The 25,789-nt window shown below is 41.9% G+C and carries 24 protein-coding genes; 13 read left to right on the top strand and 11 right to left on the bottom strand.

Annotation, left to right across the window (positions count from 1 at the left end; translation table 11 throughout):
- Positions 1-274 precede the first annotated feature (274 nt).
- Together BLR37_RS22135 and BLR37_RS22130 are read left to right on the top strand one after the other, a co-directional pair.
- Positions 275-1,495, top strand: a complete 1,221-nt coding sequence (locus tag BLR37_RS22135) for a helix-turn-helix domain-containing protein (protein ID WP_090772469.1) — start codon at positions 275-277, stop codon at positions 1,493-1,495.
- 199 nt (positions 1,496-1,694) lie between these two features.
- The gene (locus BLR37_RS22130) at positions 1,695-2,312 is read left to right on the top strand and encodes a Crp/Fnr family transcriptional regulator (protein ID WP_124561191.1); all 618 of its coding nucleotides are present in this window, start codon (positions 1,695-1,697) and stop codon (positions 2,310-2,312) included.
- Between the two features lie 6 nt (positions 2,313-2,318).
- On the opposite strand, the gene BLR37_RS22125 is transcribed toward BLR37_RS22130, so the two are convergent.
- The 8 genes from BLR37_RS22125 to BLR37_RS22090 form a co-directional block, all read right to left on the bottom strand.
- Positions 2,319-3,500, bottom strand: coding sequence for an AGE family epimerase/isomerase (locus BLR37_RS22125; RefSeq protein ID WP_090772465.1), 1,182 nt, complete (start codon positions 3,498-3,500; stop codon positions 2,319-2,321).
- A gap of 1 nt (position 3,501) precedes the next feature.
- On the bottom strand, positions 3,502-5,574 hold the full coding sequence (locus tag BLR37_RS22120; RefSeq protein WP_090772463.1) for a GDSL-type esterase/lipase family protein: 2,073 nt from the start codon (positions 5,572-5,574) through the stop codon (positions 3,502-3,504).
- A 7-nt stretch (positions 5,575-5,581) separates the two neighbouring features.
- The gene (locus BLR37_RS22115) at positions 5,582-7,156 is read right to left on the bottom strand and encodes a sialidase family protein (protein ID WP_244154732.1); all 1,575 of its coding nucleotides are present in this window, start codon (positions 7,154-7,156) and stop codon (positions 5,582-5,584) included.
- The gene (locus BLR37_RS22110) at positions 7,149-8,381 is read right to left on the bottom strand and encodes an MFS transporter (protein WP_090772461.1); all 1,233 of its coding nucleotides are present in this window, start codon (positions 8,379-8,381) and stop codon (positions 7,149-7,151) included. The genes BLR37_RS22115 and BLR37_RS22110 overlap by 8 nt, the downstream gene beginning before the upstream one ends.
- Positions 8,378-9,520, bottom strand: coding sequence for a tRNA wybutosine-synthesizing protein 4 beta-propeller domain-containing protein (locus BLR37_RS22105; protein WP_143009648.1), 1,143 nt, complete (start codon positions 9,518-9,520; stop codon positions 8,378-8,380). Before BLR37_RS22105 ends, BLR37_RS22110 begins: the two co-directional genes overlap by 4 nt.
- A 91-nt stretch (positions 9,521-9,611) precedes the next feature.
- Positions 9,612-10,535 carry a dihydrodipicolinate synthase family protein gene (locus BLR37_RS22100; protein WP_090772457.1) on the bottom strand — a complete coding sequence of 308 codons (924 nt, stop codon included), beginning with the start codon at positions 10,533-10,535 and terminating at the stop codon, positions 9,612-9,614.
- 64 nt (positions 10,536-10,599) lie between these two features.
- Complete coding sequence (gene nanU / locus BLR37_RS22095) at positions 10,600-12,141, bottom strand: SusD family outer membrane lipoprotein NanU (protein ID WP_090772455.1); 1,542 nt, start codon at positions 12,139-12,141, stop codon at positions 10,600-10,602.
- Positions 12,142-12,159: 18 nt separating this feature from the next.
- On the bottom strand, positions 12,160-15,438 hold the full coding sequence (locus tag BLR37_RS22090) for a SusC/RagA family TonB-linked outer membrane protein (RefSeq protein WP_090772453.1): 3,279 nt from the start codon (positions 15,436-15,438) through the stop codon (positions 12,160-12,162).
- Positions 15,439-15,617: 179 nt separating this feature from the next.
- Between BLR37_RS22090 and BLR37_RS22085 the strand changes: the two genes are divergently transcribed.
- The 4 genes from BLR37_RS22085 to BLR37_RS22070 all read left to right on the top strand — a co-directional run bounded on the left by BLR37_RS22085 (position 15,618) and on the right by BLR37_RS22070 (position 18,673).
- Positions 15,618-16,322 (top strand): FadR/GntR family transcriptional regulator, encoded by a 705-nt coding sequence (locus tag BLR37_RS22085; RefSeq protein WP_090772451.1) that lies wholly within the window; start codon positions 15,618-15,620, stop codon positions 16,320-16,322.
- A gap of 160 nt (positions 16,323-16,482) precedes the next feature.
- Entirely contained in the window at positions 16,483-16,935 is a 453-nt protein-coding gene (locus BLR37_RS22080) for a carboxymuconolactone decarboxylase family protein (RefSeq protein WP_090772449.1), read from the top strand.
- A 129-nt stretch (positions 16,936-17,064) separates the two neighbouring features.
- On the top strand, positions 17,065-17,412 hold the full coding sequence (locus BLR37_RS22075) for a YciI family protein (protein WP_039478540.1): 348 nt from the start codon (positions 17,065-17,067) through the stop codon (positions 17,410-17,412).
- A 25-nt stretch (positions 17,413-17,437) separates the two neighbouring features.
- On the top strand, positions 17,438-18,673 hold the full coding sequence (locus BLR37_RS22070) for an RNA polymerase sigma factor (RefSeq protein ID WP_090772448.1): 1,236 nt from the start codon (positions 17,438-17,440) through the stop codon (positions 18,671-18,673).
- Here BLR37_RS22070 and BLR37_RS22065 read toward each other — a convergent pair.
- The 3 genes from BLR37_RS22065 to BLR37_RS22055 all read right to left on the bottom strand — a co-directional run bounded on the left by BLR37_RS22065 (position 18,670) and on the right by BLR37_RS22055 (position 20,203).
- Positions 18,670-19,251 carry a peroxiredoxin-like family protein gene (locus tag BLR37_RS22065; protein ID WP_090772446.1) on the bottom strand — a complete coding sequence of 194 codons (582 nt, stop codon included), beginning with the start codon at positions 19,249-19,251 and terminating at the stop codon, positions 18,670-18,672. The two genes, BLR37_RS22070 and BLR37_RS22065, sit on opposite strands and share 4 nt — an antisense overlap.
- An 84-nt stretch (positions 19,252-19,335) precedes the next feature.
- Positions 19,336-19,602 (bottom strand): hypothetical protein, encoded by a 267-nt coding sequence (locus BLR37_RS22060; RefSeq protein WP_090772443.1) that lies wholly within the window; start codon positions 19,600-19,602, stop codon positions 19,336-19,338.
- Between the two features lies 1 nt (position 19,603).
- Positions 19,604-20,203 (bottom strand): sigma-70 family RNA polymerase sigma factor, encoded by a 600-nt coding sequence (locus tag BLR37_RS22055; protein ID WP_090772441.1) that lies wholly within the window; start codon positions 20,201-20,203, stop codon positions 19,604-19,606.
- Positions 20,204-20,556: 353 nt separating this feature from the next.
- On the opposite strand from BLR37_RS22055, the gene BLR37_RS22050 reads away from it, so the two are divergent.
- The 7 genes from BLR37_RS22050 to BLR37_RS22020 all read left to right on the top strand — a co-directional run bounded on the left by BLR37_RS22050 (position 20,557) and on the right by BLR37_RS22020 (position 25,788).
- Entirely contained in the window at positions 20,557-20,787 is a 231-nt protein-coding gene (locus BLR37_RS22050) for a hypothetical protein (RefSeq protein WP_039478548.1), read from the top strand.
- A gap of 219 nt (positions 20,788-21,006) precedes the next feature.
- Complete coding sequence (gene moaA / locus BLR37_RS22045) at positions 21,007-21,987, top strand: GTP 3',8-cyclase MoaA (RefSeq protein WP_090772439.1); 981 nt, start codon at positions 21,007-21,009, stop codon at positions 21,985-21,987.
- 7 nt (positions 21,988-21,994) lie between these two features.
- The gene (locus BLR37_RS22040) at positions 21,995-23,173 is read left to right on the top strand and encodes a molybdopterin molybdotransferase MoeA (protein ID WP_090772437.1); all 1,179 of its coding nucleotides are present in this window, start codon (positions 21,995-21,997) and stop codon (positions 23,171-23,173) included.
- A gap of 2 nt (positions 23,174-23,175) precedes the next feature.
- Positions 23,176-23,916 carry a sulfite exporter TauE/SafE family protein gene (locus BLR37_RS22035; RefSeq protein WP_090772435.1) on the top strand — a complete coding sequence of 247 codons (741 nt, stop codon included), beginning with the start codon at positions 23,176-23,178 and terminating at the stop codon, positions 23,914-23,916.
- An 83-nt stretch (positions 23,917-23,999) separates the two neighbouring features.
- On the top strand, positions 24,000-24,233 hold the full coding sequence (locus BLR37_RS22030) for a MoaD/ThiS family protein (protein ID WP_090772433.1): 234 nt from the start codon (positions 24,000-24,002) through the stop codon (positions 24,231-24,233).
- 3 nt (positions 24,234-24,236) lie between these two features.
- Positions 24,237-25,343: a ThiF family adenylyltransferase gene (locus tag BLR37_RS22025; RefSeq protein ID WP_090772432.1), complete on the top strand. Its 1,107-nt coding sequence runs from the start codon at positions 24,237-24,239 to the stop codon at positions 25,341-25,343.
- 1 nt (position 25,344) lies between these two features.
- Complete coding sequence (locus BLR37_RS22020) at positions 25,345-25,788, top strand: molybdenum cofactor biosynthesis protein MoaE (RefSeq protein ID WP_090772430.1); 444 nt, start codon at positions 25,345-25,347, stop codon at positions 25,786-25,788.
- Position 25,789: the final 1 nt, after the last annotated feature.

The raw sequence follows: 25,789 nt of genomic DNA, 5'->3' as shown, positions 1-25,789 counted from the left end.
TTATAACCGTTAAAAACGTCCAACATATGGGGGCATGCTTTTTTAATACACGAAATGTAACCACTATGCGTACTCATTTATTTTCAATCCCTGGCCACCTATTCTTTTCTATGCAACTTTTATCATTATAAGTCGCCCAAATGAGTAATTTGTAGCAATAACACCCTTAATTTGAATCGGCGTTGCGGCTTTTCGTTTACAAAACAAGCCGATAAGGTTGTAAACAAATTCGTACAGCGCTATTTTCCAACAAAGCTTTATCTTGGCTGAAAATATGCAGTTTTTGAATCTTTTAGTCGGCATCTGTTGTCTCTTTCTGCTTCTATTCGCTATAAACCTGTTTTTTGCTAAAAAAGGGAATAAAACACTCAATATTTTACTTTCACTTTTATTTTTTGCCCGTTTTGGCCAGATTTTAATTTCTGCACTCATTGCAGCCGAAAAACCAGTAACATTGGTATATGTTTTTCAGGCATTCACACCGCTTTACTACGCTGCACCGGCCTGTTTTTACCTTTATATTTCGGGTTTTATTGATGGAAGTACTGGTTTACGAAAGTGGCAGTGGCTACATTTTATTCCTGCACTGTTAGCACTCATCCATGTGTTCCCCTGGCAGGGCTGGCCTGAGCTCGACTGGGCCACCATCCCGAAACAGCTGGCAGATAATGGCTATTTTTCGCTTAAGACTCAAACAGGGCTCTTTCCAAATTATTTCCATTACACCTTACGCCCCATTCTGGTATTTACTTATTTATGCCTTGCCTGGGTGCACTATTATCGGAAAATGGATAAAACCGATAAAAGAGACGAACCGGGTAAACGCTGGATTGTTTTCTTTCTGCGTGTGGCCACATTTTTTCAGTTAATGAGTTTGACACCGGTAGTTTTAAGAGGATTACACATTCCCTATACCCAATCCTCGTTTGTAATTACCAATTGCTTTTTACTGCTGTTTCTGGTATTATACGCCTTGCACAAGCCGCATATTTTTTATGGTTATTTACTGGTATCGGTAGAACTGGATAAAAAAAATATGCCCGAACAGGTTGAATCTGATACCCCCACGACAGGGGCTGTAAGTTTGGGTTTACAAATAACAAAGGGTGAACAACCGGCAAAACCAGCAAAAAAAGTAAACTTATCCGAAGAACAGCTAACTGAACTCTCCCACGCCATGGCAACATTAATGGAGGAGGAACAGCTTTATTTGCTTCACGATTTTCAGATTATCGATCTGGCGGCAAAACTCAATATTCCTGTTCACCATTGCTCTTTTATCATCAACAATACGATTGGTAAAAATTTTCGCGATTGGATTAACGGCTACAGGGTCGCTCATTTTTTAATCCAACATCCTTTAAAAAGCGACAAGTTAACTATCGAAGCCATCGCATCCGAATCAGGCTTTAAAAGTCTGGCCACTTTTTACAACGCTTTTAAAAAAGAAAAGGGCGTAATGCCTACCAACTATTTCAACAAAGAATTGAGCTAAAAAGTGCCTTTCCGGCCTGTTTTTGGTCTAACGGCTGAATAGTTAGAGGCCGATGGCCCTAAATTAGCCAACGATTTTACCATCCACAGATAACTTTGCATAGTCAACCAAACAAATCAGCCCGCTTGCCAGGCGCGCAGGTTTATGGTTACACAAAAAAAGCTGTCCCATTAATTTTTCTATTTAGCAGGTTTAATAAATGCAATATCTGAGCACTCATTCTTCTATGCTTCCGCTTTTTCAATACCTGGAAAAGTTTCATCCCCTATCGGGTGAATTTAAAGCGTCTTACGAAAAAAACTGTAAGGTAATTCATGTAAAAAAGTATAAACATGTACTCTCACCGATCGACAACAATACTTCGCTTTACTTTTTGGTGAGCGGATTGGTGCGTGGTTTTGTTAAAGATGGTAAAAAAGATATCAGTACCTGGTTTAGTTTCGGCAACGAGATTATTGGCGCCATTCGCCATCCGTTTGACCATGATAACCACTCAATTGAATATTTACAGGCACTTGAAGATTGTGTTTTAATCAGTATCCCTTACAACCTGATTGAAGCCGCTTACTCGCATTATCCGGAAGCTAATCTGATTGGAAGAAAACTTTTTGAATTGCATTATTATGCGGCATCTGACAGGGCTATTCTGGCACGGATCCCGAATGCATCGAAAAGGTACCGTAAGCTCGAAGCCAATGGATTAGCTTTTGATAAGGTTCCCAAACGCTACCTGGCCAGTTATTTAGGCATACGTTTGGAAACCATGAGCAGAATTAGCACAAAGTTTTTGGTTGCCGATTTGCATGCGGCCTCCTGAACGGATTTAATCGTCCAAACGGCTTAACAGTTGTGCACAGTACCACTCTTGCCTGGGCAGGTGAAAAGGCCCCTTAAACAGGTTGCCTTTGGCTGTTTGGGCAACAGTGCCATCACGGTGCAGGTAGCCAAACCATTCGCCATGATCAGGATCGTGAAATTTGCTGTAAGCATAATTGTGGATCATTTTGTGCCAGCGTGCATATTTCTCGTCGCCGGTTAAAGTATAGGCCAGTAACGTGGCGATAATGGTTTCATTTTGCGGCCACCAGAATTTCATGTCCTGCCAGTATTCCTGCACAGGCTTACCGTATACATCCCTGAAATACAGGATACCACCATACTGCTCATCCCAGCCCCTTTCCCACATGTAATCGAGCATTTTACAGCCCAGCTTAATCAGTTCAGGATCGTTATTGCGGTATTTGGCTTCGTGCAAAATGAACCAGGCTCCTTCAATGGCATGACCGGGGTTTAGCGTGCGACCATCAATATGGTCGATGATAGCACCATTGGGCGCCACCTGCTCCATTACACACTGAATATCATCTTTAACAAAATCATTTTTAATCTCCTCAATCCACTTCGCAATCCATTCGTCACAGCGCGGATCGCCAATGGTTTCGCGCAGCTGCTGCGCGGTATTCATCATAATCATAGGTACGCCGATTCCTTTAGCAGGCCGGGTATCGGTAAATTTCGGAGGGAGTAAACCGGGTTGGGTAGCATATTCAATACATTTTCCAAACAAATACCTGGCTTTTGCAGCTGCTGTTTCGTCGCCGCTGGCTTTTGCATAGGCGGCATTCGCAATCACAGCAAAAGTTTCAGAAAAATAGTAACGCCTTTTGCGGATAGGCTTCCCTTCCCTCGTTACATGGAAAAACATCTGCCCATCGGTATCAAAACAATGCTGGTTCAAAAAATCAATACCCGATTTTGCGGCATCGAGCCATTCTTGTTTGGGTTCAATGGTGTTGTAAAGTGTCGATAACAGCCAGGCCGCGCGCCCCTGAATCCAAACAGCCTTATCATCGTCGATCAGACTGCCATCAGCATCGCGCATAAACAAATACCCACCATGTTCCTGATCAATCGATCTTGGAAACCAAAATGGAACGGTATTTTGAAGCAACTGGTTTTGGTAAAATACGGCTAGTTCCTGCAAATCTTTTGAAGTATAACTCATGTTAGTTGGGTATAGAAATGGAAAATGTAGAAGCGGGTAATCCTGCTTCGTTAATTAAATTGGCCCTTGTAAAAGGCTGCCAGGCATACAAAACCCGGCTTATGGTTTTGCCTGGTGGAATATAAATGTGCACCTTGTTTTGAATAATGCTGGCTTTAACTAGAAAATGCGCACCGGTAATGTCCTCCAGTTCGAATCCTGTTAATACGCTTGCCCCGGTAGTTTTAAGCTTCTGAGCACTGATAAATTTGATCACAATGGTATTTTTAACCTTCGCTGCTTTCAAAGCTATGGGGCCGCTGGCCACTACATTCTGATGATAGGTATTTTTAAGTGCCAGCAAAGCCAACCGTTCGCCGATTTCTTTTTTGTGTATGGGATGCACGTTTAGTGAGTCGCCAAGGTCGGAACTTACTGCCATGCCCGAATTGGGAATAACGGCTTGTAATTTTCGTTGTGCATCTCTAAAATAAGGCCATGATGGCCTGTCAATGGCCGACAGCTGTACGTAGTAAAAAGGAAAATTATCGTTCCACTTTATCCGCCAGCTTTTAACCAACAAAGGAAACTCATGACTAAAAAGCTCGACATTGTGCGCATTACTTTCGCCATGGTACCAGATTACACCTTTAATTGGGAATGCCGTAATAGCTGCTACGCCGGCCTCATAATTGTAAGCAGGTGCATAAGGATGTCTTTGCTTTGGATTAACCGCATTTTTTAGGTTTACACCGGCTCTTTCGCGTACCCAATCTTGCAAAAAGTCTGATTTGCGCCAATTATCCAGCATATCTACCAGTAAATTATCTTGCTCCATAGTCCTTCTATCGAGCCACGATTCGAGTGGCGAACCACCTACAGCCAGCTCAATTAAGCCAATGGGAATGTTTTCATCCCTGGCTAGTTTTTCACCAAAGTAATAAGCTACGGCTGAAAAATCTGCGGCAGCATCGCCACTCAGATTTTGCCAGGTACCCGAAAAATAGTTAAGCTGATTGAGCTGAGCCAATGTTGTTTTATCCCAGGCAGTGTTATCGGTTTCGGCCAAAAGCTTAAATTTTAAGAGCCTGAGGGGCATTTTGGTGTTTAAATGCTGTAAAGTAGCAGTGCCTGCAGCTGATGATTTTAACGGGAAGGCCATATTCGATTGCCCTGAGCAAAGCCAGACATCGCCAATGAGGATATTTTTAAGCACAAGACTGCTATCTGGTCCACTGATCTTCATCTGGTAAGGACCTCCATATCGCATGGGAGGAAAAACAACCTTCCACTTTCCATCGGCACCGGTAACTGTGCGGCTGGTTTTCCCGTTAAAACTGACCGTTATTTCCTCACCTGCATTGGCAGTACCATAAACGGGGATATTTTTATCGCGTTGCAATACCATATTGCTGCTAAACAGCCTGTCTGGTTGAAAGCCACCAAAATTACCCGTTATGGCACGGTAGATTGTTTTGGCAATTATTGCCGCACCTGTACTATCGGGATGTAGATTATCGGCAAAAAGCTCCGGACGATTGTGTAAAGGTGTATTCAGATCAACCGGCACCAGCTTATTGACTTTGGCTACGGATAGAATCTTTTCCTGCACCTGCCAGTACCAGTCGCGTGTACCCGATTTAAACCTGGGGTGGCCGCTAAAAATTGGAGTAAGCTTACAGACATACACTTTAAGCTTCGGGTTTTGCTGTTTTAAGGTATCAATTAACCATTGATAATCGGCCTGAAATTGATCTTTATAATTTGGCCAGTTGCGCGGATCGGTATCATTTAAACCCAAATGAATGATGGCAATATCTGCCCCAAAATTCAGCGCTTCACGAAATTCTATTGTTTTAAAATAAGGATTGTGGCCTTTTTTTAGTAAGGTTGCTCCGCTGTGTCCGAAATTACCTACCTGATAACCATCGCCTAAAAGCTGTTGCAATTGAGCCGGATAAGCTTGTTTTTCGGGCTGGGCCAACAAATAACCTGCGGTGACCGAATTGCCGATACAAGCCACTTTTATTTTTTGTCCGTAGCCTTTGGTTTGGCCTAAAAAAGCCAGCAAAATTAAGCTCCAAAAAATCTTCATGATTGATTTACCTGATAATTTCGCTCACCGGAATGCGGACAAAATACAGATCCCTCACCCCTTCGTAAAAGAAGCCAATGGTTTTATCGTCGATTTTAGTCAGCGAAGAATAGCCATAAAATTTTCGTTCGTCAATAAGCAACTGGTTTTTAGCATCCCAGCTTTCGCACAGGTCTAAACTGGCTTTAATGGTTAAATTGTAGCGGGCAGTTTGTGCATTATCATTGCCGAAAAATACCACCTCTTTTTGCTTTCCTTTAACATTTACACTTGCTTTAATGAAACTGGCCATGCACACCGGATCGGCTAAGGTTCGGTAAGAGGTAGGATGCTCGAGCCAGGTTTTACCCATATCGTTTGTGGTGGCTACACTTCTAAAACTCCCGCGGTTATCGCGCATGTTTAACATCAGCACACCGGGTGTAGTTTCGATTAGCTGACTCTCGGTGGTATTGGCTTTAGGCCCGTCTTCAGTTTTCCAGGTTTTACCATGATCGGCGCTGTACACCAAAGTAGAATAAGGCATGGCATGCTCATCCCAATATTGGGCGGCAAATACCAGCTTACCATCAGCCATGGCGATACCACTGCCGGGGCCGTTAAAAAACAGATTCCAGGCCGGATCTTTGGTTCCCGCTGTAATGCTTTTAGGCGCCGACCAGGTGAGGCCGTCATCATCACTGCTTACCAATACCAGCTGTCCGGTAACGTCTTCTGACAAACCGGGTTTAGAGCCTGCAATCGAGCGGTTTCCTTTGCTCCACAAGGCAGCTACCCATATTTTTTTAGTAATGGGGTCGAAAAGCACAGCCGGATCGCCTACACCGTTATTTTCATTGGGTTCGCCCATATCCATAATTACTTTTGTGGCTTGCCAGGTGCGCCCTCCATCGGTACTGCGGCTTGTTCCTACATCAATATTGCCAGGTAAATCGCCCGAATTTTTATAGCGGATATCGTAAACGGTAATTAAAGTACCTTTATCAGTAGTAGCCATTCCCGGAATGCGGAAAGTATTCACGCCATCATCGCCGGCTTTTTTAACCGCTACGCCTAATCTTTTCACATATCCTGCACCTTCTTCCGCAACACGATAAACTTTTGCCTGGGCATCTTCCAGCTGGTTAACATGAAATTCAATTTTCGAATCGATATCGGCATCTGCCTTAAGTTTAGCGGTAAACCAAAGGTAATGAACCCCCGGTTTCAGGTTAAGATTTACATCGAAACTGATATTTACAGCTGAAGGATTAAGGCTAAGCAGTTTATTTTTTTCGTTAAAAAGCGGCTCTACATCTGTAAAATACAATTCCAGCTTTTCGATGGCTTTTATTCCATCAGGATTGAGCTTTGCTGTTATTTTTTTGAGTGGGATTTCAGCTCCTGCCGGAACATATATCCTTAAGCGCAAAAGCTGATTGCTTTCTATGCCTTTTAAAACCGGAATAACCTGCGTTGTGGAGTTAATTTCGATACCTTTTTGCGAAAAAGCATGGAGTGTACAAAGTGTAAGCAGGACTAATAATCCAAACTGTATTTTATTTTTAATCAATTTCATCATCATTTTTGTTGAATTAAGCATCTTCAAAATCATTAAACTTTGGTCGCAAAAAATAGAGCTGAACCAGTAAAGCAATCAGTACAATAACTGAGAGCATGGCAAAATCTTTACCCAAACTGCCCGAATCGGTCGATTTACCCAGGAAATCGGTAATAAAAGCGCCGGCAAATACACCAGTCATATTCATAATACCATAAGCTGTAGCCCGGTATTTGGCAGAAACAAACTGACAGAGTATGGGCATATTGTTGGCATCGAACATACCAAAACCGAAACCAAAGCAAAATGCAGCCCCAATGATATTAAACAAGGAGTGGCCAAAACCAATTAACAATAGCGATGGAATGGTTAAGGCTAAACCAATAGCACTGGTATAAATGCGGCCTTTAATATTTTTCTGCACCCACCTGTCTGACAAAATTCCGCCAAAAATTACCCCCAAAAATGAGGATGCGGCAATGGTAATGGTCGAAATTGGCCCGGCCTGCGCCATATCTATTTTCAGGTTATTGGCAAATAAAGTAGGTAACCAGTTTTTGGTTGCCCAACCCGGCAAACTTGGAATGGCAAAGTAAATGAGGATTACCCAAAAAGAAATGTTGCTAAAAAGCAGTGCCAGGCCTTTAAAAAGATTTGGCTTTACCCGAATACTTTCACTTTCCTGCACGACTGAAGCCTTTTTCTCCTGTAAGAAGAAAACCAACACGAGTGCGTAAACAATACCTACCAGGCCAAAGGAATGGAAAGTGGCCTGCCACGAAAATTTCGAAGCAATGGTTGCACCAAAACCGCCCAGGGCCTGCCCCATGTATAAACCCGTCATGTGGATACCAATAGCTACCGACCTTGTTTTGGAGCTGTGGTAATCGGCAATGAGCGATAAACCAGCAGGAATATATAATGCTTCGCTTACTCCCATTAAAGCCCTTAACCAGTAAATCTGGTTAAAAGTAGTAGCATAGCCCATTAAAAAAGTAACCGCCGACCATACGAGCAAACTCCCCACAATAAGCCATTTGCGGTTCAATTTGTCGGCAATAATGCCCGATATGGGGCTCATAAAACCATAAATCCACAGAAAAATGGCCATTAAATAGCCAAAATTAGTGGCCGATTGCAGGTCCGCAATATCCAGCTGCATGGCTGGCCGCATGGTAGAGAGCATCTGGCGGTCCATGTAATTGAGCAGGGCCACAAACCAAAGTAAACCAACCACTACCCATGCATATCTTTTTGTTTCTTTCATTTGGTTGTTTTTATTTTACCCGATAGAATTTTAGGCGTGCGTACCCCCGCCTTAATTTCCCCTCCTGCAATAATAATTTCATTCTCGAACCACACGGCCTTGGTGGTAACCGTTCCGTAAGGCATTGTGCCCGGGATTACTGTCCAGACATTGCGTGCAATATCATACTTCAATACTTTACGACTAAAACCAGGGTGTGCAGCCTGAATAACCGCTTTACTTTGGTTCAGTTTTGCTTTTCTTTCTTCATCCTTCTCGCGGTTTATTTCCCCGATCAGCCTTTCTACCTGATGGAAAGTTTTGCCCTCATCGCCACTAAATACCAGCAATTCCTGTTGAGCACCAACACCACAAGCTGCAGACAATGGGACTGGCAAAGATGTTTTGGCCTTCCAAACAGGATCTTTGACATCAAACATCCATACATTTTTATAAATGGTACTGGTATCGCCCGAATTGCCTTTCCGGCCACCGATAACAAAAATTTTCGTTCCTGCAGTTAACAATACCGTATGCGAAACGGGTTGAGGCAGGTTAATTAGTCTTTTCCAGCCTGCTGCTGTATTTTTCAAATCGAGCGTTAAAAACTGATCGGTGGCCCCACCGGTTGTTTCGCCTCCTGCCAGGTACAAAATATCGCCCACCAGGGTTAAAGCAGCATTGGTTAGGCCTTCTGGTAAATCGGGAAGCGAATTAAAGGTTATCTTGCCGTTTTCCCACTGCATGATAAAAGCTTTTGGGCTTAAACCGGTTTCATTTTCGCCACCAGCGATAACAATTCCAGCGGGTATGCTGCATACTGCCGCATAAGCAAGATTGAAAGGTAATTTGGCTTGATAGGGCCTTAAGGCTAATCCACGTGCCATTTTACGATAGATAAAAATATCATTGTAATATTTCTTTTTACCGCCTTCCCAAGGCATTTTATCGGGAAAATTTGTCCCCCCGGCAATAAAAAGTAAATGCTGGTGAATACCTGTAATGGCGCCGGCCAAACCAATTGACTGGCTCTGCATTGGCGCAGGCGGAATTTTAGCTACCACATTCCAACCTATGGTTTGAATATGCTGCTGCGCCTGTAATTTTGAAAATGAAATAGCGGTGAGCAAGAAAATAAGGTATAAAAAGAGTTTTTTCATTAATGCGAATCGGGATTTAAATAAAGATAACCATTGCCCAACGATAATTAAGGCGATGCACTTTACCTTTAAACCTTTTCTGTTAATTTGTTTAATGTGCAGACCTGAAAGCAGCAAAGTCTAAACTTTCAACCTCGCTTTTAAATTCTTCAAATTGCTGTTGGTCCATATTTTTTACAGGTAGCCTGAATTCGCCACAATCCATATCTACGAGTTTCATATAAGCTTTACCTGTCGCAATGCCGCCATATTTACCCAGTAAACGGATAAAATCTATGGATTTTTGCTGAAGTGTGGCTGCAGTTTTCAGATCGTTCTGTTCAAAAGCATCAATTAACTGTTTATATAATGGCGTAAGGTAATTAAAGGTACTGCCTACAGCCCCTTTTGTGCCTAAAACCAATGCCGAAAGCATATTTTCGTCGCGGCCCCACAGCATATCGTATTTACCGCCATTAAAATTCATGCATGAAAGGAAATCCATAAAATCTTCGTGGGTGTATTTTACACCGGCAAAATTGGTGATCTTACCATCTACAGCGGCCAGCAAATCAATCATATTGAGATTTGCACCGGTTAATACTGGAATATGGTAGTAATAAAAGGGCATATCGGGAACTTCGGCTGCAATTTCGGCACACATTTCAGCTAAAACAGCAACATTACCCGGTTTGAAGTAAGAAGGTGCGGTAAAGGAAACCCCGTATAACCCTACTTCATGAGCATGTTTAGCCAGCGATTTACAGTCGGCCAGACAGGTTCCCCCTAATAAAGTCATTACTTTAAAATCAGCATCCTGCGCCGTTGCCTTGCCCCATGCTGCAGCAACCTCCATTTTTTCTTCTTTGGTTAAGGAAACTCCCTCGCCTGTTGATCCACAGATAAAGGCTCCTGTAACACCATTTTTTTTCAGAAATTGATAGTATTTCGGAATGGCTTCCAGGTTTAATCCGCCGTTAGCATGAAAGGGGGTAAAAGGAGCTGCTATAAGACCTTCTAATTTAATGTTTTGCATATGATATATTGGTAATAATTAATTTAAGTGCCGGTATGCACCCCAAGTGCATACCAGCAATGTTTTAAAATACAGGATAGCCGGGATTTTGGTTAAGCGCCCTGTTATTGGTTAATGTACCGCGGTCTAATGGCCATAACAATTTATAAGCTGTTGCCGCTGTAACTGGTGTATATTCGTAAACATAAGTGTCGCCCATACGCCTTAAATCGTACCAGCGCTTGCCCTCGCCTACAAATTCCAGAAAACGTTCTTTTAAAATGGCTTCGTTCGGATTACTGTCTATCGTTTGATTCGGATAGCCCAAAGTAGCCACGTTGTAATTTGCAGCATAACCCCTTGCCCTTACCAGGTTAATTTCCGCTGCAGGGTTTTCGCCCAGCATTACCTTGGCTTCGGCCAGTAAAAGCAACAAATCTGCATATCTGTAAATTACGTAATCGTTGGTATAAATTCTGTTTCCTGCATTTTGTTCGCCCAGGTATTTTTTAAGGAAAGCACCTGCAATGGTATAAGCACCTGCTGTATTTTTAGCGTAGGCCGCCTGGATGCTGATATTTTTTCGAACATCAAGATTACTGAATTTGCGGTAAGTTGCAATTTTAGTCGGTGCCCGCAACAATCCTCCATAATTATCGGTAGCTACATCAAATTTGCGGTTAGCCAGCGAATCGTAAAAGTTAACAATCAGCCCGGTTTGAGGCACAAAGTTGCCAATAAAACCTAAAGTTGCTTCATCGAGCTTATTTTTCGAAGCGAAGATGATTTCATTATTATCCTTATTCGTGGTTGAAAAAACATCGGCATAGTTAGGCAATAAAGAGGCGGTAACATTGCTTTGAATTTCAGTTAAAGCTGTTTTAGCCACGGTAGCATCGGCATTGCCTCCACTGCGGTGTGCATTCCATAGGTAAACTTCTGCCTTGAGCATTTGAGTAGCGGCTTTAGACCAGAATCCTTTTTTGTTTTTGCTATCAAAAGCATAGCTTGTTCCGAAATTGTTGTTCGAAAGGTCGATATCGGCCTTAATCAATGCCATTACCTCGGCTTCGCTGGAAGCGGGTTTGGCGAGGTTGGCAACATCAACAGTGGTGGTTGGTTCGGTTTGTATAATCACCTTTCCCCAGCTCCGGTACATCTGGAAGTAATAAAAAGCCCGCAAACCATAAGCCATGGCCAGGTAGTTTTTCTTTTTTGCATCGGCTAAAATGCTGGTTGTATTTAATTTCTGGATGAGCAGATTGATCTGGTTAATATTGCTGTAAAAACCACCAAAAGCACTTACCCCCGCATTATCGCCATCTAAAGTTTGTAGCCACATGCGCTCTAAACCCTGGGTTGCCTCGCCGGTAAAGGTGGCTGTAGATCCCGGATCGGTACCAAAAATATCAGACCGCAGCTCACCCAAATACTGAAAACTTGAATTGTGCCCCCTGAACCTGGCATAAACGCCATTTACAAAAGCATCAAACTGATCGGCAGTTTGCCAGTAACTGGCATCGCTTAAACTGCTTACCGGACTCAGGTCTAATCCGTTTTTACACCCACTTAAGGTTAATCCGAACAGGCCAATTACTAATCCTATATTTCTAAATATCTTTTTCATGTCTATCCTTAATTATTTTTAAAACCCAAGTTGTACGCCCATAATAAATGTTCTCGGAGTTGGGTAGGTTCCCGAATATATGCCGGTAATTGTTCCGCCTGATACCGGTGGCTCTGGCGATGGGCCAGAAAATTTAGTGATGTACAACAAATTGCTGCCTGTTACATAAATTTTGGCATTGTTAAAGAATTTCGATTTCTGCAGCAATCCTTTTGGTAAATCGTAAGAAAGGGTAACTTCTCTCAGGCACAGGTAATCGCCTTTTTCGTAAAAACGTGAATTGTTACCATTTAACACAGCGTTACCATTGTTTGCACGGGTATAATTTTGTTTCGAACCGGCAACCTGATCGGCATAATAAACTTTTGGAATATCGGTATCGGTGTTGGTTGGCGACCAGGCTTGCGCCTGCAAATCGATATAATTAAAAGTACCCTGATAATTACCCAGCGTACGCGCTACCAAATCGTTGTAAATGGTATGGCCCAATGCAAAATCCCATCTGTTGTATAAACCAAAGCCTTTATAACTGGCATTGAAGTTAAATCCACCTGTCCATTTTGGATAAATATTGCCCAAATACACCTGATCACGCGTATCGATAATGTTATCGCCGTTTACATCTTCCCAGTTTACATCGCCCGGGGTAATTCTTCCGTTGGTTCCGGCCGGCAAATTAGGGCCGGTAATGCCTGCAATGGCATCGGTTCGGTTACCTGCAACAGCGGCAATCTCGGCAGCATCTTTAAATATGGAAACCTGACGGTAACCATAAATATTGCCTAATGGCTGACCTTCCTGTAAACCACCTACCCAAACTACCTGGCCTACTGCCGGATCGTAAATCTGTAATCCACCTTGTCTGTTATTGGCGTTGCCGTTAAATGGCAGTTGTAAGATTTTATTTTTAACAAAAGAGGCATTGGCACCAGCATTTAATTTCAAATCGCCTTTGCTGATGATCCGTGCATCTACCCCAATCTCAACACCCTTATTCTGAAAAGTACCTAAATTCGTCCTAAAACTAGAGAAACCGGTATAACTTGGCAAGTCTAAATTGGTCAACAAATCGCTTGTTTTGCGGTTATAATAATCAAAAATTACGGTAATGCGATCATTTAGTAAACCCATATCCAAACCTAAATCGGTGGTTTTACTTTTTTCCCAACGCAAATCACTATTGATAATACCGGTGTTTAAAAATCCTGCACTTCCGTTATAATTTCCCTGCAAGCTGTACACCCCTTGTGTTTCGTAACGGCCTAAACCTGCAATATTTCCATTCTGTCCGTAGCTGATTCTTGGTTTCAGGCTCGAAATTACCTGACTGATTTTTGAATTTTTGAAAAAAGCTTCACGGTGTACATTCCAGCCGGCCGAAATACCCGGGAAGAAACCATTTCTGTTGTCTTTGACCAAACTTGAAGCTCCATCCATCCTGAATACTGCTGTGAAAAGGTATTTCTGATCGAAATCGTAAGCAAAACGGCCAAATGCAGATTGAATTTTATATTCGGTACGGGTTGTATAATTGTTTCCAGCGGCAAAAGTAGTTGAGGCATTGGCCGTAGGAATATCATCGGTAGGTGCATTTTGTCCCAGTACCTGCGAACCGTAAGATTTTACATCGAAATACTCGCCTCCACCCATTACATTAAAATTGTGTTTGCCAAAGCTTTTGGTGTAGTTCAATATTCCATTGTATTGTGTCTGGAAATCGCGGCCAAAAGTACTGCTCGAAGTCCTGGTAGTGCTGCTTCCTGAATTAGCAAAAATCTGTGCGTAGGTTTGTGTCGATTTTTGAAACGACTGATCGAGGGTTTCAAACAAGTAAGCGTTTCCGGTTGCTTTAAAGTAAAGTCCGGGAATAATATCCCATTTCACGGCGGCATTGGCTACCACGCGGTTTACTTCGTTCGAGCGGTCTAAACGTCCCAACCAATATAAAGGGTTACCATCACTGGCGCTATTGCCGGGGTTTGCCACGGTTTTAGCTTCGTCAATCCAAGGATTAAAAGTTGGCCAGATGGCCAAACTCCGGTATAAAGTATTCACCTCACCGCCAATGGTACCCAGTTGTGATGAAGTAGAGAGCGTTACACCTGAACTGATTTCCAGATTCGGCTTAATTTTATACGAACCATTAATATCGCCTGTATAGCGTTTGTATTTAGAACCCACAATTACCCCATCTTCGTTAAAAGCATCGAAAGCTGCAAAATATTTGCCTTTATCGTTACCACCACTTGCACTCACGTAATGATCTTTGGTGTAAGTGTTCTGAAAAACAAGGTCTTCAACTTCTCCGCCATGGTCTTTGTACATAATCTGTCCGCCATAAGGGTCGTTTAGCACTTGCCAGCCATCAGGCAGCACGGTAGTACCTGGAATGTAAGTTCTGATATCAAAACTGGCCAGATCTGCAGCATTGGTAGAAAGGCCTAAACCGCGCGATGCATTGGCTTGTGCCAGGGTGCGGCCTGCATTTAAATAACCTAAACGGGTATAATAAATGTAATCGCCCGCCCCCATGTAGTTATAGCCTTTACGCTCCTGGTTGTAGCCGCCCGTAAATTTATAGGCAATTTGCGAACTGCCTGATTTACCGGTTTTGGTGGTTACTAAAATCACCCCATTATTGGCTCTTGCGCCATAAATGGCTGTTGCAGAAGCATCTTTTAAGGTTTCTATCGATTCGATATTCTCCGAAGAAATATCACTCAACGAACGGATTACTCCATCTACAATTACCAGTGGTGCGCCCGGACTGTTAATAGATGCACCGCCACGCAATAAAATAGCAGGCGCAGCTCCTGGCTGACCAGATGCGGTAACCACCTGCAAACCCGGTACGGTACCCTGTAATGCCGAAGCCGCATTTGAACGTGGCGTATTGGCCAGTACCTCTTTATCCAGTTTAGCAATAGAGTTGGTTACACTGCGGCGGTTTTGCGTACCATAGCCCACTACAACTACCTCATCAAGGCCTTTACTATCTTCTAAAAGCTTAATGTTAATGCTGCTTTGTTCCTGAATACTGATTTCCTGACTTAAGTAGCCTGTAAAACTGAAAACCAGCACATCGCCTTTATTGGCTTTGATGCTGTATGCGCCCGCCGGACTTGTTGAAGTTCCGTTTTTAGTTCCTTTAATCATTACCGTAACGCTCGGAATCCCCTGCCCGCTGGCGTCGGTAACCTTACCGGTAATGGTTTGCTGGGCAAATGCCGAAATCGTTGCAAAGAGTAGCAACATGGGCAAGCTAAGCCTGATGAGTTTGAAGTAAGTTTCTTTCATAATTTGGTTATCTTTATTTGTATTATGTTATACATAATAATACTAAGTACCGATTTATTTTATTTAATTGCAAATAATTTCTGCTTATTCTCAACTATATTTTAAGTACTTAGCTTTATATTTGCGCTTTAAGCAGCCTTAAAAGCCGTTTTTGGAATAAAAATAAATTATACATAATAATGGATAGCATCAGTGATTTTAAACAAGTGGATACCAGTTCGTTGGTCGATCGTGTAGAAGATAAGCTTGTTCAGCTTTTGCAGGAACGAAAGCTAAAGGTTGGTGATAGCATCCCTACGGAGCTCGAACTTTGTGCTGCACTGGGCGTAAGCCGGACGGTTGTTAGAGAAGCTATGCTCCGTTTACGTATGATGGGCCTGATTGAATCGAAAAAGAAGAAAGGCGCCGTTATAACCAGTCCGGATTTGTTTGGAATCCTCTCTAAAAGCATGAATCCACACATTCTGGATCAGGGTACCTTGAAAGAGATCTTCGAAATCAGGCTGGTGCTAGAAATCGGGATGGCCGACTTTTTATTCCAGCGCATTACAGACGAGGATTTAAAAGAACTGAGAACGATAGTTGATAACGAACCCGAAGCATCTCAGGATCATTTATTTAATATCGAACACGAAATTGCTTTTCATGGTAAACTGTACGATATTACCGGGAATGAGACACTGAGAAAATTCCAGAGCATGCTGTTGCCTATATTTGATTTTGTGCACAACAGCGGCTTACTCAAAAAACAGGGCCAGCTGCATAAGTTCGTATCGCACAAAGGCCTGGTTGATATTCTGGAAAACGGATCGCCTGAGCTTTTCCGCAATGCCATGCGCAATCACCTCGAAAATCATTTTAACCGGCTCTTTGCTGAAGATTAGGGTTAAAATCCAATAGAAAGAAGCCAAACATACAAATGTAATTATCTTATAATCAATATTTTAAATAAATTTCAAAATTTTCTTTCAAAAAATTTTCAAAATCTGTCCAATTTCCAGCGTTCGCGTGTCATTAGGTTTTAACAATCAAAATTAAAACAAAATGGAAAAGAGAATTAATTTATTCGAACAAGGAATGAGCGCATTAAAACCATTATTCGCAATGGGACAGCAATTAAAAAAATCATCAATCGGCCCTACCATTATCGAGCTGGTTGATTTCCGTGTATCGCAAATTAATGCCTGCGCTTACTGTCTGGATATGCACTCGAAGGATGCCCGTGCCAACGGCGAAACCGAACAACGCCTTTACGGATTGAGCGCCTGGAGAGAAACGCCGTATTATACTGATCGCGAAAGAGCTGCACTGGCCTGGGCCGAAGCCGTTACTGCTGCACACGTTACCGACGAAGTTTATCAGGAAGCTACTGCACATTTTTCAGAGTTAGAAATGATTGAACTTACCCTTTTGGTAACCAACATCAACACCTGGAACCGCTTAAATCTTGCTTTTCCAAATGCAGTAGGTAGCTATAAAGTTGGTATGTTTGGATAAGAGAAATGATTGGATAAGAGAATGTTCAGCATAACATCTTTTCTTTCATTCAAAAGTATTAGTCTTAGAGGTTGGTGTCCCCACCGACCTCTGCGCGAAACAAGATAATTAACCTTTAAAAGCAATAAGATGAACGAATTTTTATTGATCTTCCGCAGGGCCTTTACCCACGAAGATCAGCCCTCACCTGAGATGCTTCAGGATTCGATTAAACAATGGCAAGACTGGTTTGGTGGCATCGCTGCACAAGATAAACTGGTTAGGCCCCTGCAACGCTGGGATCTGGAAGGCCGCGTAGTGCATGCCGATAAAAATGTAATAAACGGTCCTTATGCCGAAATTAAAGAATCTATTGGCGGTTTGGTGTTAATCAGAGCCAAAGACTATGATGAAGCAGCAGAAATTGCCAAAGGTTGCCCGATTCTAAAATTAGGTGGTAATGTCGAAATCAGAATGGCTGTTACCCCAACTGCATAACCAAAAAGCTTATCTTTAGCCGTAAATGGAAGAAAGCGCACTGATACCACATTTATTCAGAACAGAGTACCGCAAAATCGTTTCGGTACTCTGTTACCGCTTCGGTATTGAACATATCGAAACTGCCGAAGATATTGTGAGCGACACTTTTCTAAACGCTACCGAATCGTGGAGCATGAAAGGCATCCCCGAAAATCCGACTGCCTGGCTGTATACCGTTGCTAAAAACAAAACCAAAAATTACCTGCGGCACCATGCTATTTTCGAACAAAAGTTGGTTAACCAAATCCAGATCGAAGCAGAAAAAGAAACAGAAATCGAGCTCGATTTATCTGACAAAAACATCAACGATAGTCAGCTGGCCATGATGTTTACCATTTGTGATCCGGAAATTTCGAAAGAAGCCCAGATTGCGCTGGCATTAAGCCTGCTGTGTGGTTTTGGGGTACAGGAAATTGCCGATGGATTTTTGACCGGTAAGGATACCATTTACAAAAGATTAAAACGGGCGAAAGAAAAGCTCAAAGAAGCGGGTATCAAAATCGAACAGCCCAAAGTTACAGCCATTAACCAAAGACTCGAAACTGTGCTCACCACGCTGTATCTGCTTTTCTCAGAAGGTTATTATTCCGTATCAAACGATGCTACGCTACGCAAAGATGTTTGTGCCGAGGCCATGCGGTTAAATCACCTGCTCATCAGCAATACCATTACCGATTTACCGGCAGCTAATGCTTTATTTGCACTCATGTGTTTCCATGCTTCCAGGTTCGATGCCCGTACGGATGCTGACGGCACTCCTGTTTTATACGAGGAACAAGACGAAAAATTATGGAACCGGGAGTTAATTGATCAGGGCATTTATTACCTCAACCGGGCCTCAACAGGTAATACGCTGAGTAAATACCATTTAGAGGCGGCTATAGCCTACTGGCACACGCATAAAGCGGACAGTGCTGAAAAATGGGAAAACATTTTGCAATTGTACAACCAGCTGCTCATTCTCGAATATTCGCCCATTATAGCCATGAACCGTACTTTTGCTTTGGCCAAAACCAATGGAAAAACCGCTGCAATAGCAGAAGCAGAAAAACTGGAACTCAACGATAACCACCTTTATTTTTCGCTACTGGGCAATCTGTATAGTGGTATCGATAACGAAAAGGCGTTAAAGCATTTTAAAACTGCGACAGATTTAGCGGTTACCGAAGCCGATAAAAAGATGATTGATAAGAGCATTCAAAAACTAAATATTAATTAAAGCTGGCTCAGCAAAAGCTTTACAGAGGCTCTTTTCTTATAATCGGGATCAAAATGAATATATTTAATCTTTCCTGATTTATCGATTATATAAGTTGCCGGTACCGGAAGTGTGTGCCTGTTATTGCCATTGTTGGTTTCCAGGTTGATGCCATAACCCTTATATTTTGTAAAAGTGGCTTCATCCATCATAAAGTTTACACCATAAGCCTTCATAATACTATCATCCTGATCCTGCACGATAGAAAACCCAGCACTTGTTTTTTTTATGGTTTTATCAATGTTTTCTTTTGTTTCGGGGGTAACACCAATTACATAAGCATCCTTAGCGGTAAGCAATTGCAGTGAATCCTGAAGTTCCTTAATGTGTTTATTACAATATGGGCACCATTGTCCGCGGTAGAAAAACAATACAACAGCCCGATGCGTTTTAAGTGCATTTTTTAGGCTCACTTCTTTGCCGTTTTGGTCTGTTCCGGTAAATACAGGAGCTTTTGAGCCTACTGCTAACCCTTTTTGTGCCTTTACCTGTAAACACAGTGTACCAACCAGCGCCAGGGATAGGATAATTCTTTTCATGTTTTTAATGCTTTAGCGTTTTACTGATATTTTAATTGTTTTTAAACCTTTGTCGAAGAATAATGGAATACCTTACAACAAAAATTAATTTTTATTTATTTCTCTCTCTATTTTTTTAGTCAGGCTTATTTTAAAAGCTTCATCAAGTTTAAAATCAGCTGCAGAAAAGCTGGAAAATAACCTGTTAATTAGCAAACTCTGTTGCATATATAGCTTACAAACAGAACAACCTGCTAAATGAACCTTCAATTGTAAAGTTTGTGCGGCAGAAATTTTTCCGGCCATTTTTTTTTCAATCAAAAAAGTAGCCTGATTACAATTGTATATTATATTTTTAAGTGCATTGGTCATATCAGTTCCAGTTTTTTTGAAGGCAGGCCCTCAGGTTAAGTTTTGTACGGTGCATAATTACCCAGAAATTGGCAGCAGTAAGTTTAAGCTCGGTACAGATCAATTCAGACTCGAGGTCATCCATATGTTTCATCGAAAATACAGCACTCCAAAGCCCAGGTAGTTTGGCAATACAATCGTTTAAGATTGCACGGAGTTCTTTCATCATTAACGGATCCTCTGCTTCCAATCCAAATGCCCCTGGGCTATGTTCCTTATTCCAATGGCCTGTTTCTGCGTCAAAAAAATTGTGCTGTTCGCCTTCTGCATCGCTTATTTTTAAATCGCGTAATGCCACAGAAGATTTTTTACGGTAAAAATCGGCAATCTTGTTTTTAAGGATTGCTGTTAACCATGTTTTCTCCTGACTTTTACCTTCAAAAGTATCCAAGCGTTGCAAAGCAGCCAAAAAAGTATCCTGTACCAGGTCTTTGGCTACCGCTTCATTCCTTAACCGCGACATCGCAAATGCGTATAAATAGTCGGCATAGTTTACTACCCAGGTAAGCGGTTCGGCTACAAACCGCTTATGATCAACATCTTTACTTATTTCATTTTGCATTTGGATTGTTTTCTATTATAAATGTAATGCTTAATTCTTTAGTCTGAGAAAAACTTAAATCCTTACAAATATTTTAATTTTCTTGTTAAATGTCATTTCTTACGAAGGTTTTTAGGCTTCCACAAGCTATAATAAAATCTCCTTAAATCTGCAGGAAAAACTAATAAGCCTCCCGCTGATAACGTAGATGCACGCAGAAAAAACTAAAATTAAATCTGCGATTATCTCCTTAAATCTGCGGGAAAAACCTAATAAACCTCCTGCTGAGAAAAAACTTAATTATTTTCAAAAAATTTAAAGTAATTCCTGAAGTCATCCGTCTACAGCATAAAATAAACCTAAAATCTTACGTTATGATCTCTGTTTTCAAAACAAATGTCTTCACCGATAGTGAATTGAGTAAAATTAGTCCGCTGTTGAACCGTTACTTCAAAGAAATTAAATGGAACATCGATTTGTGGGATAACGATAAGATTCTCCGGGTAGATTCGAATAAAGACTGGACAAAAGAAATTACCGAACTGTTTAACAGCATTGGTTTAAACTGTACCCATCTCGAAGCTTTCCATTCCGATCCGTTTTAACAAGCTTACAACTGCTTTTACCGCAACGAATTGTCATTTTCTGCGTTCTTTTAACTGATTTTTCATTACCTTTTAACAGATAATACATAAATTAGCATTAAATAACGGAATATTTTAGCATCAGCCAACGTATTTCACCAGAAAACCCGATTTAAAACTGTTCAATATTGCTAATTAAAGTGCAACAAGAACAGGATTACATCAAATCACACGTGGTAAATGATAACAGATTCTTTTGGTAGGGTGCACAATTATTTACGGATATCACTTACTGATAACTGCAATTTCCGCTGCTTTTATTGCATGCCCGAAGAAGAATACGATTTTACTCCTGCTTCGCGGTTAATGCAAACTGACGAAATCATCCAACTTGCTGAAATATTTGTAGCCAATGGGGTAAAAAAAATCAGGCTCACCGGTGGCGAACCCCTGGTACGCAAAGATGCTGCAGAGATCATTACCGCGCTTGGCAAACTGCCCGTTGAGCTGACCATTACCACCAACGGAACCCGGATTGCCGAAATGTTACCGGTTTTAATCGCAGCTGGCATTAAATCCATCAATATCAGTCTCGATACGCTGCAACCCGAAAAATTTTTCCTCATTACCCGGAGAGATGTATTCCATAAGGTACGTAGCAATATCGAATTGCTTTTGCAGCACAAAATCAGGGTCAAAATTAACATGGTGGTGATGAAGGGCCTCAATGATAATGAAATTACCGATTTTATCAGCTGGACCAAACATAACCCCATCCAGGTACGGTTTATTGAGTTTATGCCCTTTAGCGGCAACAGATGGACCAGCAACAAGATGTTTTCTTTAGCCGAAATTTTAGCCATTATAGAAAAAGATTTTACCGTACTTGCGCTAAAAGGTGAAGCACACGATACCGCCAAAAACTTTATGATACCCGGTCACGATGGCTCATTTGCCGTGATCAGCACCATGACTAACCCATTTTGCGATACCTGCAACCGCATGCGCCTAACGGCTGATGGCAAGTTAAAAAACTGTCTCTTTTCGGATAGTGAAACCGATTTGCTTACGGCGCTCAGGAAAAAAGAAGCCATACTCCCACTCATTAAAGCAGCCATTTGGAGCAAGAAAAAAGCCCTTGGAGGACAATTGGCACCCGATTTTGAAAAAATTGATGCCACCACCATTCAAAACCGGAGTATGATTACCATTGGAGGATAAAACATTCATGATTAGCGTTAAAGCAGCAAAAGACCTTATTTCTGAAAATATTACACCCTTAGCCCCTGTTGTTATTGATCTTGGGCAGGCTTCGGGACTTATACTGGCGGCCAATATTTATGCACGATTCGATATTCCCGCTTTCAGACAATCATCAATGGATGGTTATGCCATGAAATTTGCAGACAATGAAAAAGAATTACAGTTGATTGGCGAAATGGCAGCGGGTACTTCAACCCACTTAACCATTAGCGAGGGCGAAACCAGCAGGATATTTACCGGTGCACCACTTCCTGACGGAGCCGATACCGTGGTGATGCAGGAGAAAATTATCCGTACAGGTAATAAAATCACCTTGCAGGATACCAACTTAAAATCAGGCTCAAACGTACGCGGCATAGGCTCTGAAATTACCGCAGGTGCACTGGCTATGGAAAAAGGAGATTTGCTGAGTCCGGCTGCAGTTGGTTTTTTAGCAGGTATCGGCATTACCGAAGTAAGCGTATTTCCTTCACCAAAGGTAGCCCTAATTGTAACTGGCAGGGAGTTACAAAAATCTGGTGAAGCATTGGCCTTTGGTCAGGTATACGAATCTAATTCCTATTCGTTGTCGGCTGCCTTAAAAGCAGAGGGTATAATCAGCATTACAGTTTACGAGGCCGATGATGACCTGAACATCCTGCAAAACGTGCTGCAAACAGCATTAGATAAACATGATTTAGTGCTCTTAACCGGTGGAGTGAGTGTAGGTGATTATGATTTCGTGATTGAAGCGGCTAACCGTTGTGGGGTAAAGCAGATTTTCCATAAAGTTAAACAGAAACCAGGCAAACCGTTATACTTTGGTACATATAACCAAAAACTGGTATTTGGTTTACCCGGCAATCCATCTTCTGTACTAAGCTGCTATTATAATTATGTACTGCCAGCTATTAAGGTTTTATCGCTAAAAAGCAATCCTGTAACCGAAGTTCAGGCCGTGCTTAGCCATGGCTATAACAAACCTGCCGGACTTACGCATTTCCTGAAAGGCAGCTACGAAAACGGAAAAGTTAGCCCACTCGGTGCGCAGGAATCATACCGGCTGAGTTCCTTCGCCCAATCCAATTGCCTCATTTGCTTAAACGAAACACAAGAAAATTTCGAAGCCGGAGAAACTGTAACCGTACTCATTTTACCCCAATAACTATGCAAGAGAGCTTTATTCTGTTTTACTGTTTACTATTTATTGTAGCCTTTTTATATGCCTCAGTAGGTCATGGCGGAGCAAGCGGCTATTTAGCCCTGATGGCTATTTTTGCCATTTCGCCCGCTGTAATGAAACCTACAGCCTTATTACTCAACCTTTTTGTTTCCTCCACTTCTTTTATTCAGTTTTACCGTGGCGGGCATTTTAAATGGAAAACCTTTTGGCCTTTTGCCCTTGCGTCCATCCCCCTTTCCTTTGTCGGCGGTATGATGGCAATCGAAAGTTCCATCTATAAAAAGATACTGGGCGTATTGTTACTGATCCCTGTAATTCGTTTTTTCTTCTTTAAAAACACCGATCCCAAAGACTTTAAACCATCCAATATTCCGTTATCGCTAGCCATTGGCGGCATTATTGGCCTCTTATCGGGCATGATTGGCATTGGCGGCGGCATTATCCTCTCACCTATATTATTATTGCTAAAATGGACAGATCAGAAACAAACCGCAGCCATTAGCGCTGCTTTTATTTTCGTTAACTCTGTTTCAGGTTTGGGTGGTCAGTTAATTAAAGGATTTGAATTTAACAGTCACATGCTGGCTTATGTAGGCGTTGCCTTTGCAGGAGGAATTTGCGGGGCCTATTTCGGGGCTTTAAAATTTCCGCAAACGGTATTGAAAAATGTACTGGCCTGCGTACTGGCCATGGCGGCTTATAAACTCCTTTTCACCCATGCGTAAGGTGAAAGCCAGTGATTTTGCCACTGGCAGACAATTTGTAAAAGGATTGAGCAAAATAGAGATCTTACAGGTAAATTAGCCGGATGGAAATTGAAATCATCAGTTTTGGGAAAATTGCCGAATTTGTCAGTAATCAAAAAATTGACATCGCTGAAACTACCGATACCGATAACTTAAAAATACATCTGGAAACTTTATTTCCGGAGCTGAAAGCTATCAAATACAAATTTGCTTTAAACAACCAGCTGGTACAGGCAAACAGCGCAATTGAACAAAACGATATATTGGCCATCATGCCGCCTTTTTCAGGAGGATAAAAAATGAGTGCAGAACGATACAACAGGCAAATTATCCTGAAAGGGTTTGGTGAAGCGGCGCAACAGCAGCTTTTAAAGGCAAAAGTGCTCGTTATTGGTGCTGGCGGATTGGGCTGCCCGGCGTTGCAGTACCTCGCAGCAGCTGGTGTAGGCCATTTGGGTATTGTTGATGATGATACCGTTTCTTTATCTAACCTGCACCGTCAGATTCTATTTACGACGCCCGATATCGGTAAATTAAAAACAGAGGTTGCTGCAAAAAGATTACAGGAAATGAATCCCCAGATTGGGATCGTTACCCACCCTATCCGGCTGCAAAAAGGCAATATCCTTGATATTTTATCCCGCTACGACTATATTTTAGACGGTACCGATAATTTTGAATCGAGGTATTTAATTAACGATGCCTGTGCCATACTCAGCAAACCTTTAATATTTGCAGCCGTTTCGGGCTTTGAAGGTCAGCTGGCCATATTTAACGCAGCCGATAATTTGGCAGGAAGCACCAATTACCGCGACATTTTTCCGGTGCCGCCCGATAAAGGCGAAATTCCAAATTGTGCAGAAAACGGCGTACTGGGTGTTTTACCTGGTATAATTGGTACTATGGCAGCAGCCGAAACCATTAAACTGATTACCAAAACCGGCGAGCCTTTGCGCAATAAAATATTAAACTACAACTTACTTACACACCAGCAATATATCATCAACATTAGCCAGAGCAGTGATTATGTGCTGCCCAAATCTGTTGCTGAATTTTTAAATATGGAATATCAGGATACCTGCGAAGCGCCCCACGGATACGAAGAGATAGATACAATTGCACTAAGCAAACTCAGGGAGCAAGAATCGGTGATACTCATCGATGTACGCGAAAAACACGAGGTACCGGTATTGGATAAACAGGTTTTCACACAGGTTCCTATGTCTGAATTGAATGCTTTTATTACCAAAGGATTTTCGCAAAAACATGTCGTTTTAATTTGTCAGCATGGAATCAGAAGTGTTGCTGCTGCCGAAACATTACAGGAAAAATTTGGCAACAGCAAGAAAATATACAGCTTAAAAGGTGGAATTGTTAAATCGAGAGACTATTTTATGAGGCCTTAACATGAGCGACAAGAAGATCAAAAACATATTTGTACAGGGAAAGATTGAACCTGCCTTTATTGCCGATAGCATTGCCAAACACAGTAGCAAAACAGGTATTGGTGGCCACAGCATTTTTATGGGTCAGGTGCGAAAAGATGAAATTGGAGGTAAAAAGGTTGCTGCAATCGAATATACCACCTACGAACCCCTTGCACTCGAAAAAATGCACGAAATCAGGGAAGCTATTTTTGAAAAGTATCCGCTTAGCTGCATGCACGTTTACCACAGTTTAGGCACCATTGAGGCAGGTGAAATCTGCTTATTTGTGTTTACTTCTTCTGCCCACCGCAAACCGGCTATAGATGCCTGTAGCGAAATGGTAGAACGTTTAAAAGCCGAATTACCGGTTTGGGGAAAAGAAATTTTTGAAGACACAACCCACCAGTGGAAAGAAAATATTTAAT

Origin of the sequence: Pedobacter soli, from assembly GCF_900101435.1 — a bacterium.
In the GTDB taxonomy this organism is placed as follows: Bacteria; Bacteroidota; Bacteroidia; order Sphingobacteriales; family Sphingobacteriaceae; genus Pedobacter; species Pedobacter soli.
This window is presented reverse-complemented; position numbering and strand designations above follow the sequence as displayed.

Bases quoted from the DNA above. Each gene is read 5' to 3' on its own strand.
- moaA (WP_090772439.1), top strand. From the start codon at position 21,007: ATGATAACAGATTCTTTTGGTAGGGTGCACAATTATTTACGGATATCA.
- BLR37_RS22055 (WP_090772441.1), bottom strand. From the start codon at position 20,203: ATGCAAAATGAAATAAGTAAAGATGTTGATCATAAGCGGTTTGTAGCC.
- BLR37_RS22085 (WP_090772451.1), top strand. From the start codon at position 15,618: ATGGATAGCATCAGTGATTTTAAACAAGTGGATACCAGTTCGTTGGTC.
- BLR37_RS22020 (WP_090772430.1), top strand. From the start codon at position 25,345: ATGAGCGACAAGAAGATCAAAAACATATTTGTACAGGGAAAGATTGAA.
- BLR37_RS22075 (WP_039478540.1), top strand. From the start codon at position 17,065: ATGAACGAATTTTTATTGATCTTCCGCAGGGCCTTTACCCACGAAGAT.
- BLR37_RS22070 (WP_090772448.1), top strand. From the start codon at position 17,438: ATGGAAGAAAGCGCACTGATACCACATTTATTCAGAACAGAGTACCGC.
- BLR37_RS22060 (WP_090772443.1), bottom strand. From the start codon at position 19,602: ATGACCAATGCACTTAAAAATATAATATACAATTGTAATCAGGCTACT.
- BLR37_RS22080 (WP_090772449.1), top strand. From the start codon at position 16,483: ATGGAAAAGAGAATTAATTTATTCGAACAAGGAATGAGCGCATTAAAA.
- BLR37_RS22090 (WP_090772453.1), bottom strand. From the start codon at position 15,438: ATGAAAGAAACTTACTTCAAACTCATCAGGCTTAGCTTGCCCATGTTG.
- BLR37_RS22135 (WP_090772469.1), top strand. From the start codon at position 275: ATGCAGTTTTTGAATCTTTTAGTCGGCATCTGTTGTCTCTTTCTGCTT.
- BLR37_RS22035 (WP_090772435.1), top strand. From the start codon at position 23,176: ATGCAAGAGAGCTTTATTCTGTTTTACTGTTTACTATTTATTGTAGCC.
- BLR37_RS22120 (WP_090772463.1), bottom strand. From the start codon at position 5,574: ATGAAGATTTTTTGGAGCTTAATTTTGCTGGCTTTTTTAGGCCAAACC.
- BLR37_RS22115 (WP_244154732.1), bottom strand. From the start codon at position 7,156: ATGCTTAATTCAACAAAAATGATGATGAAATTGATTAAAAATAAAATA.
- BLR37_RS22130 (WP_124561191.1), top strand. From the start codon at position 1,695: ATGCAATATCTGAGCACTCATTCTTCTATGCTTCCGCTTTTTCAATAC.
- BLR37_RS22110 (WP_090772461.1), bottom strand. From the start codon at position 8,381: ATGAAAGAAACAAAAAGATATGCATGGGTAGTGGTTGGTTTACTTTGG.
- BLR37_RS22040 (WP_090772437.1), top strand. From the start codon at position 21,995: ATGATTAGCGTTAAAGCAGCAAAAGACCTTATTTCTGAAAATATTACA.
- BLR37_RS22025 (WP_090772432.1), top strand. From the start codon at position 24,237: ATGAGTGCAGAACGATACAACAGGCAAATTATCCTGAAAGGGTTTGGT.
- nanU (WP_090772455.1), bottom strand. From the start codon at position 12,141: ATGAAAAAGATATTTAGAAATATAGGATTAGTAATTGGCCTGTTCGGA.
- BLR37_RS22125 (WP_090772465.1), bottom strand. From the start codon at position 3,500: ATGAGTTATACTTCAAAAGATTTGCAGGAACTAGCCGTATTTTACCAA.
- BLR37_RS22050 (WP_039478548.1), top strand. From the start codon at position 20,557: ATGATCTCTGTTTTCAAAACAAATGTCTTCACCGATAGTGAATTGAGT.
- BLR37_RS22105 (WP_143009648.1), bottom strand. From the start codon at position 9,520: ATGAAAAAACTCTTTTTATACCTTATTTTCTTGCTCACCGCTATTTCA.
- BLR37_RS22100 (WP_090772457.1), bottom strand. From the start codon at position 10,535: ATGCAAAACATTAAATTAGAAGGTCTTATAGCAGCTCCTTTTACCCCC.
- BLR37_RS22065 (WP_090772446.1), bottom strand. From the start codon at position 19,251: ATGAAAAGAATTATCCTATCCCTGGCGCTGGTTGGTACACTGTGTTTA.
- BLR37_RS22030 (WP_090772433.1), top strand. From the start codon at position 24,000: ATGGAAATTGAAATCATCAGTTTTGGGAAAATTGCCGAATTTGTCAGT.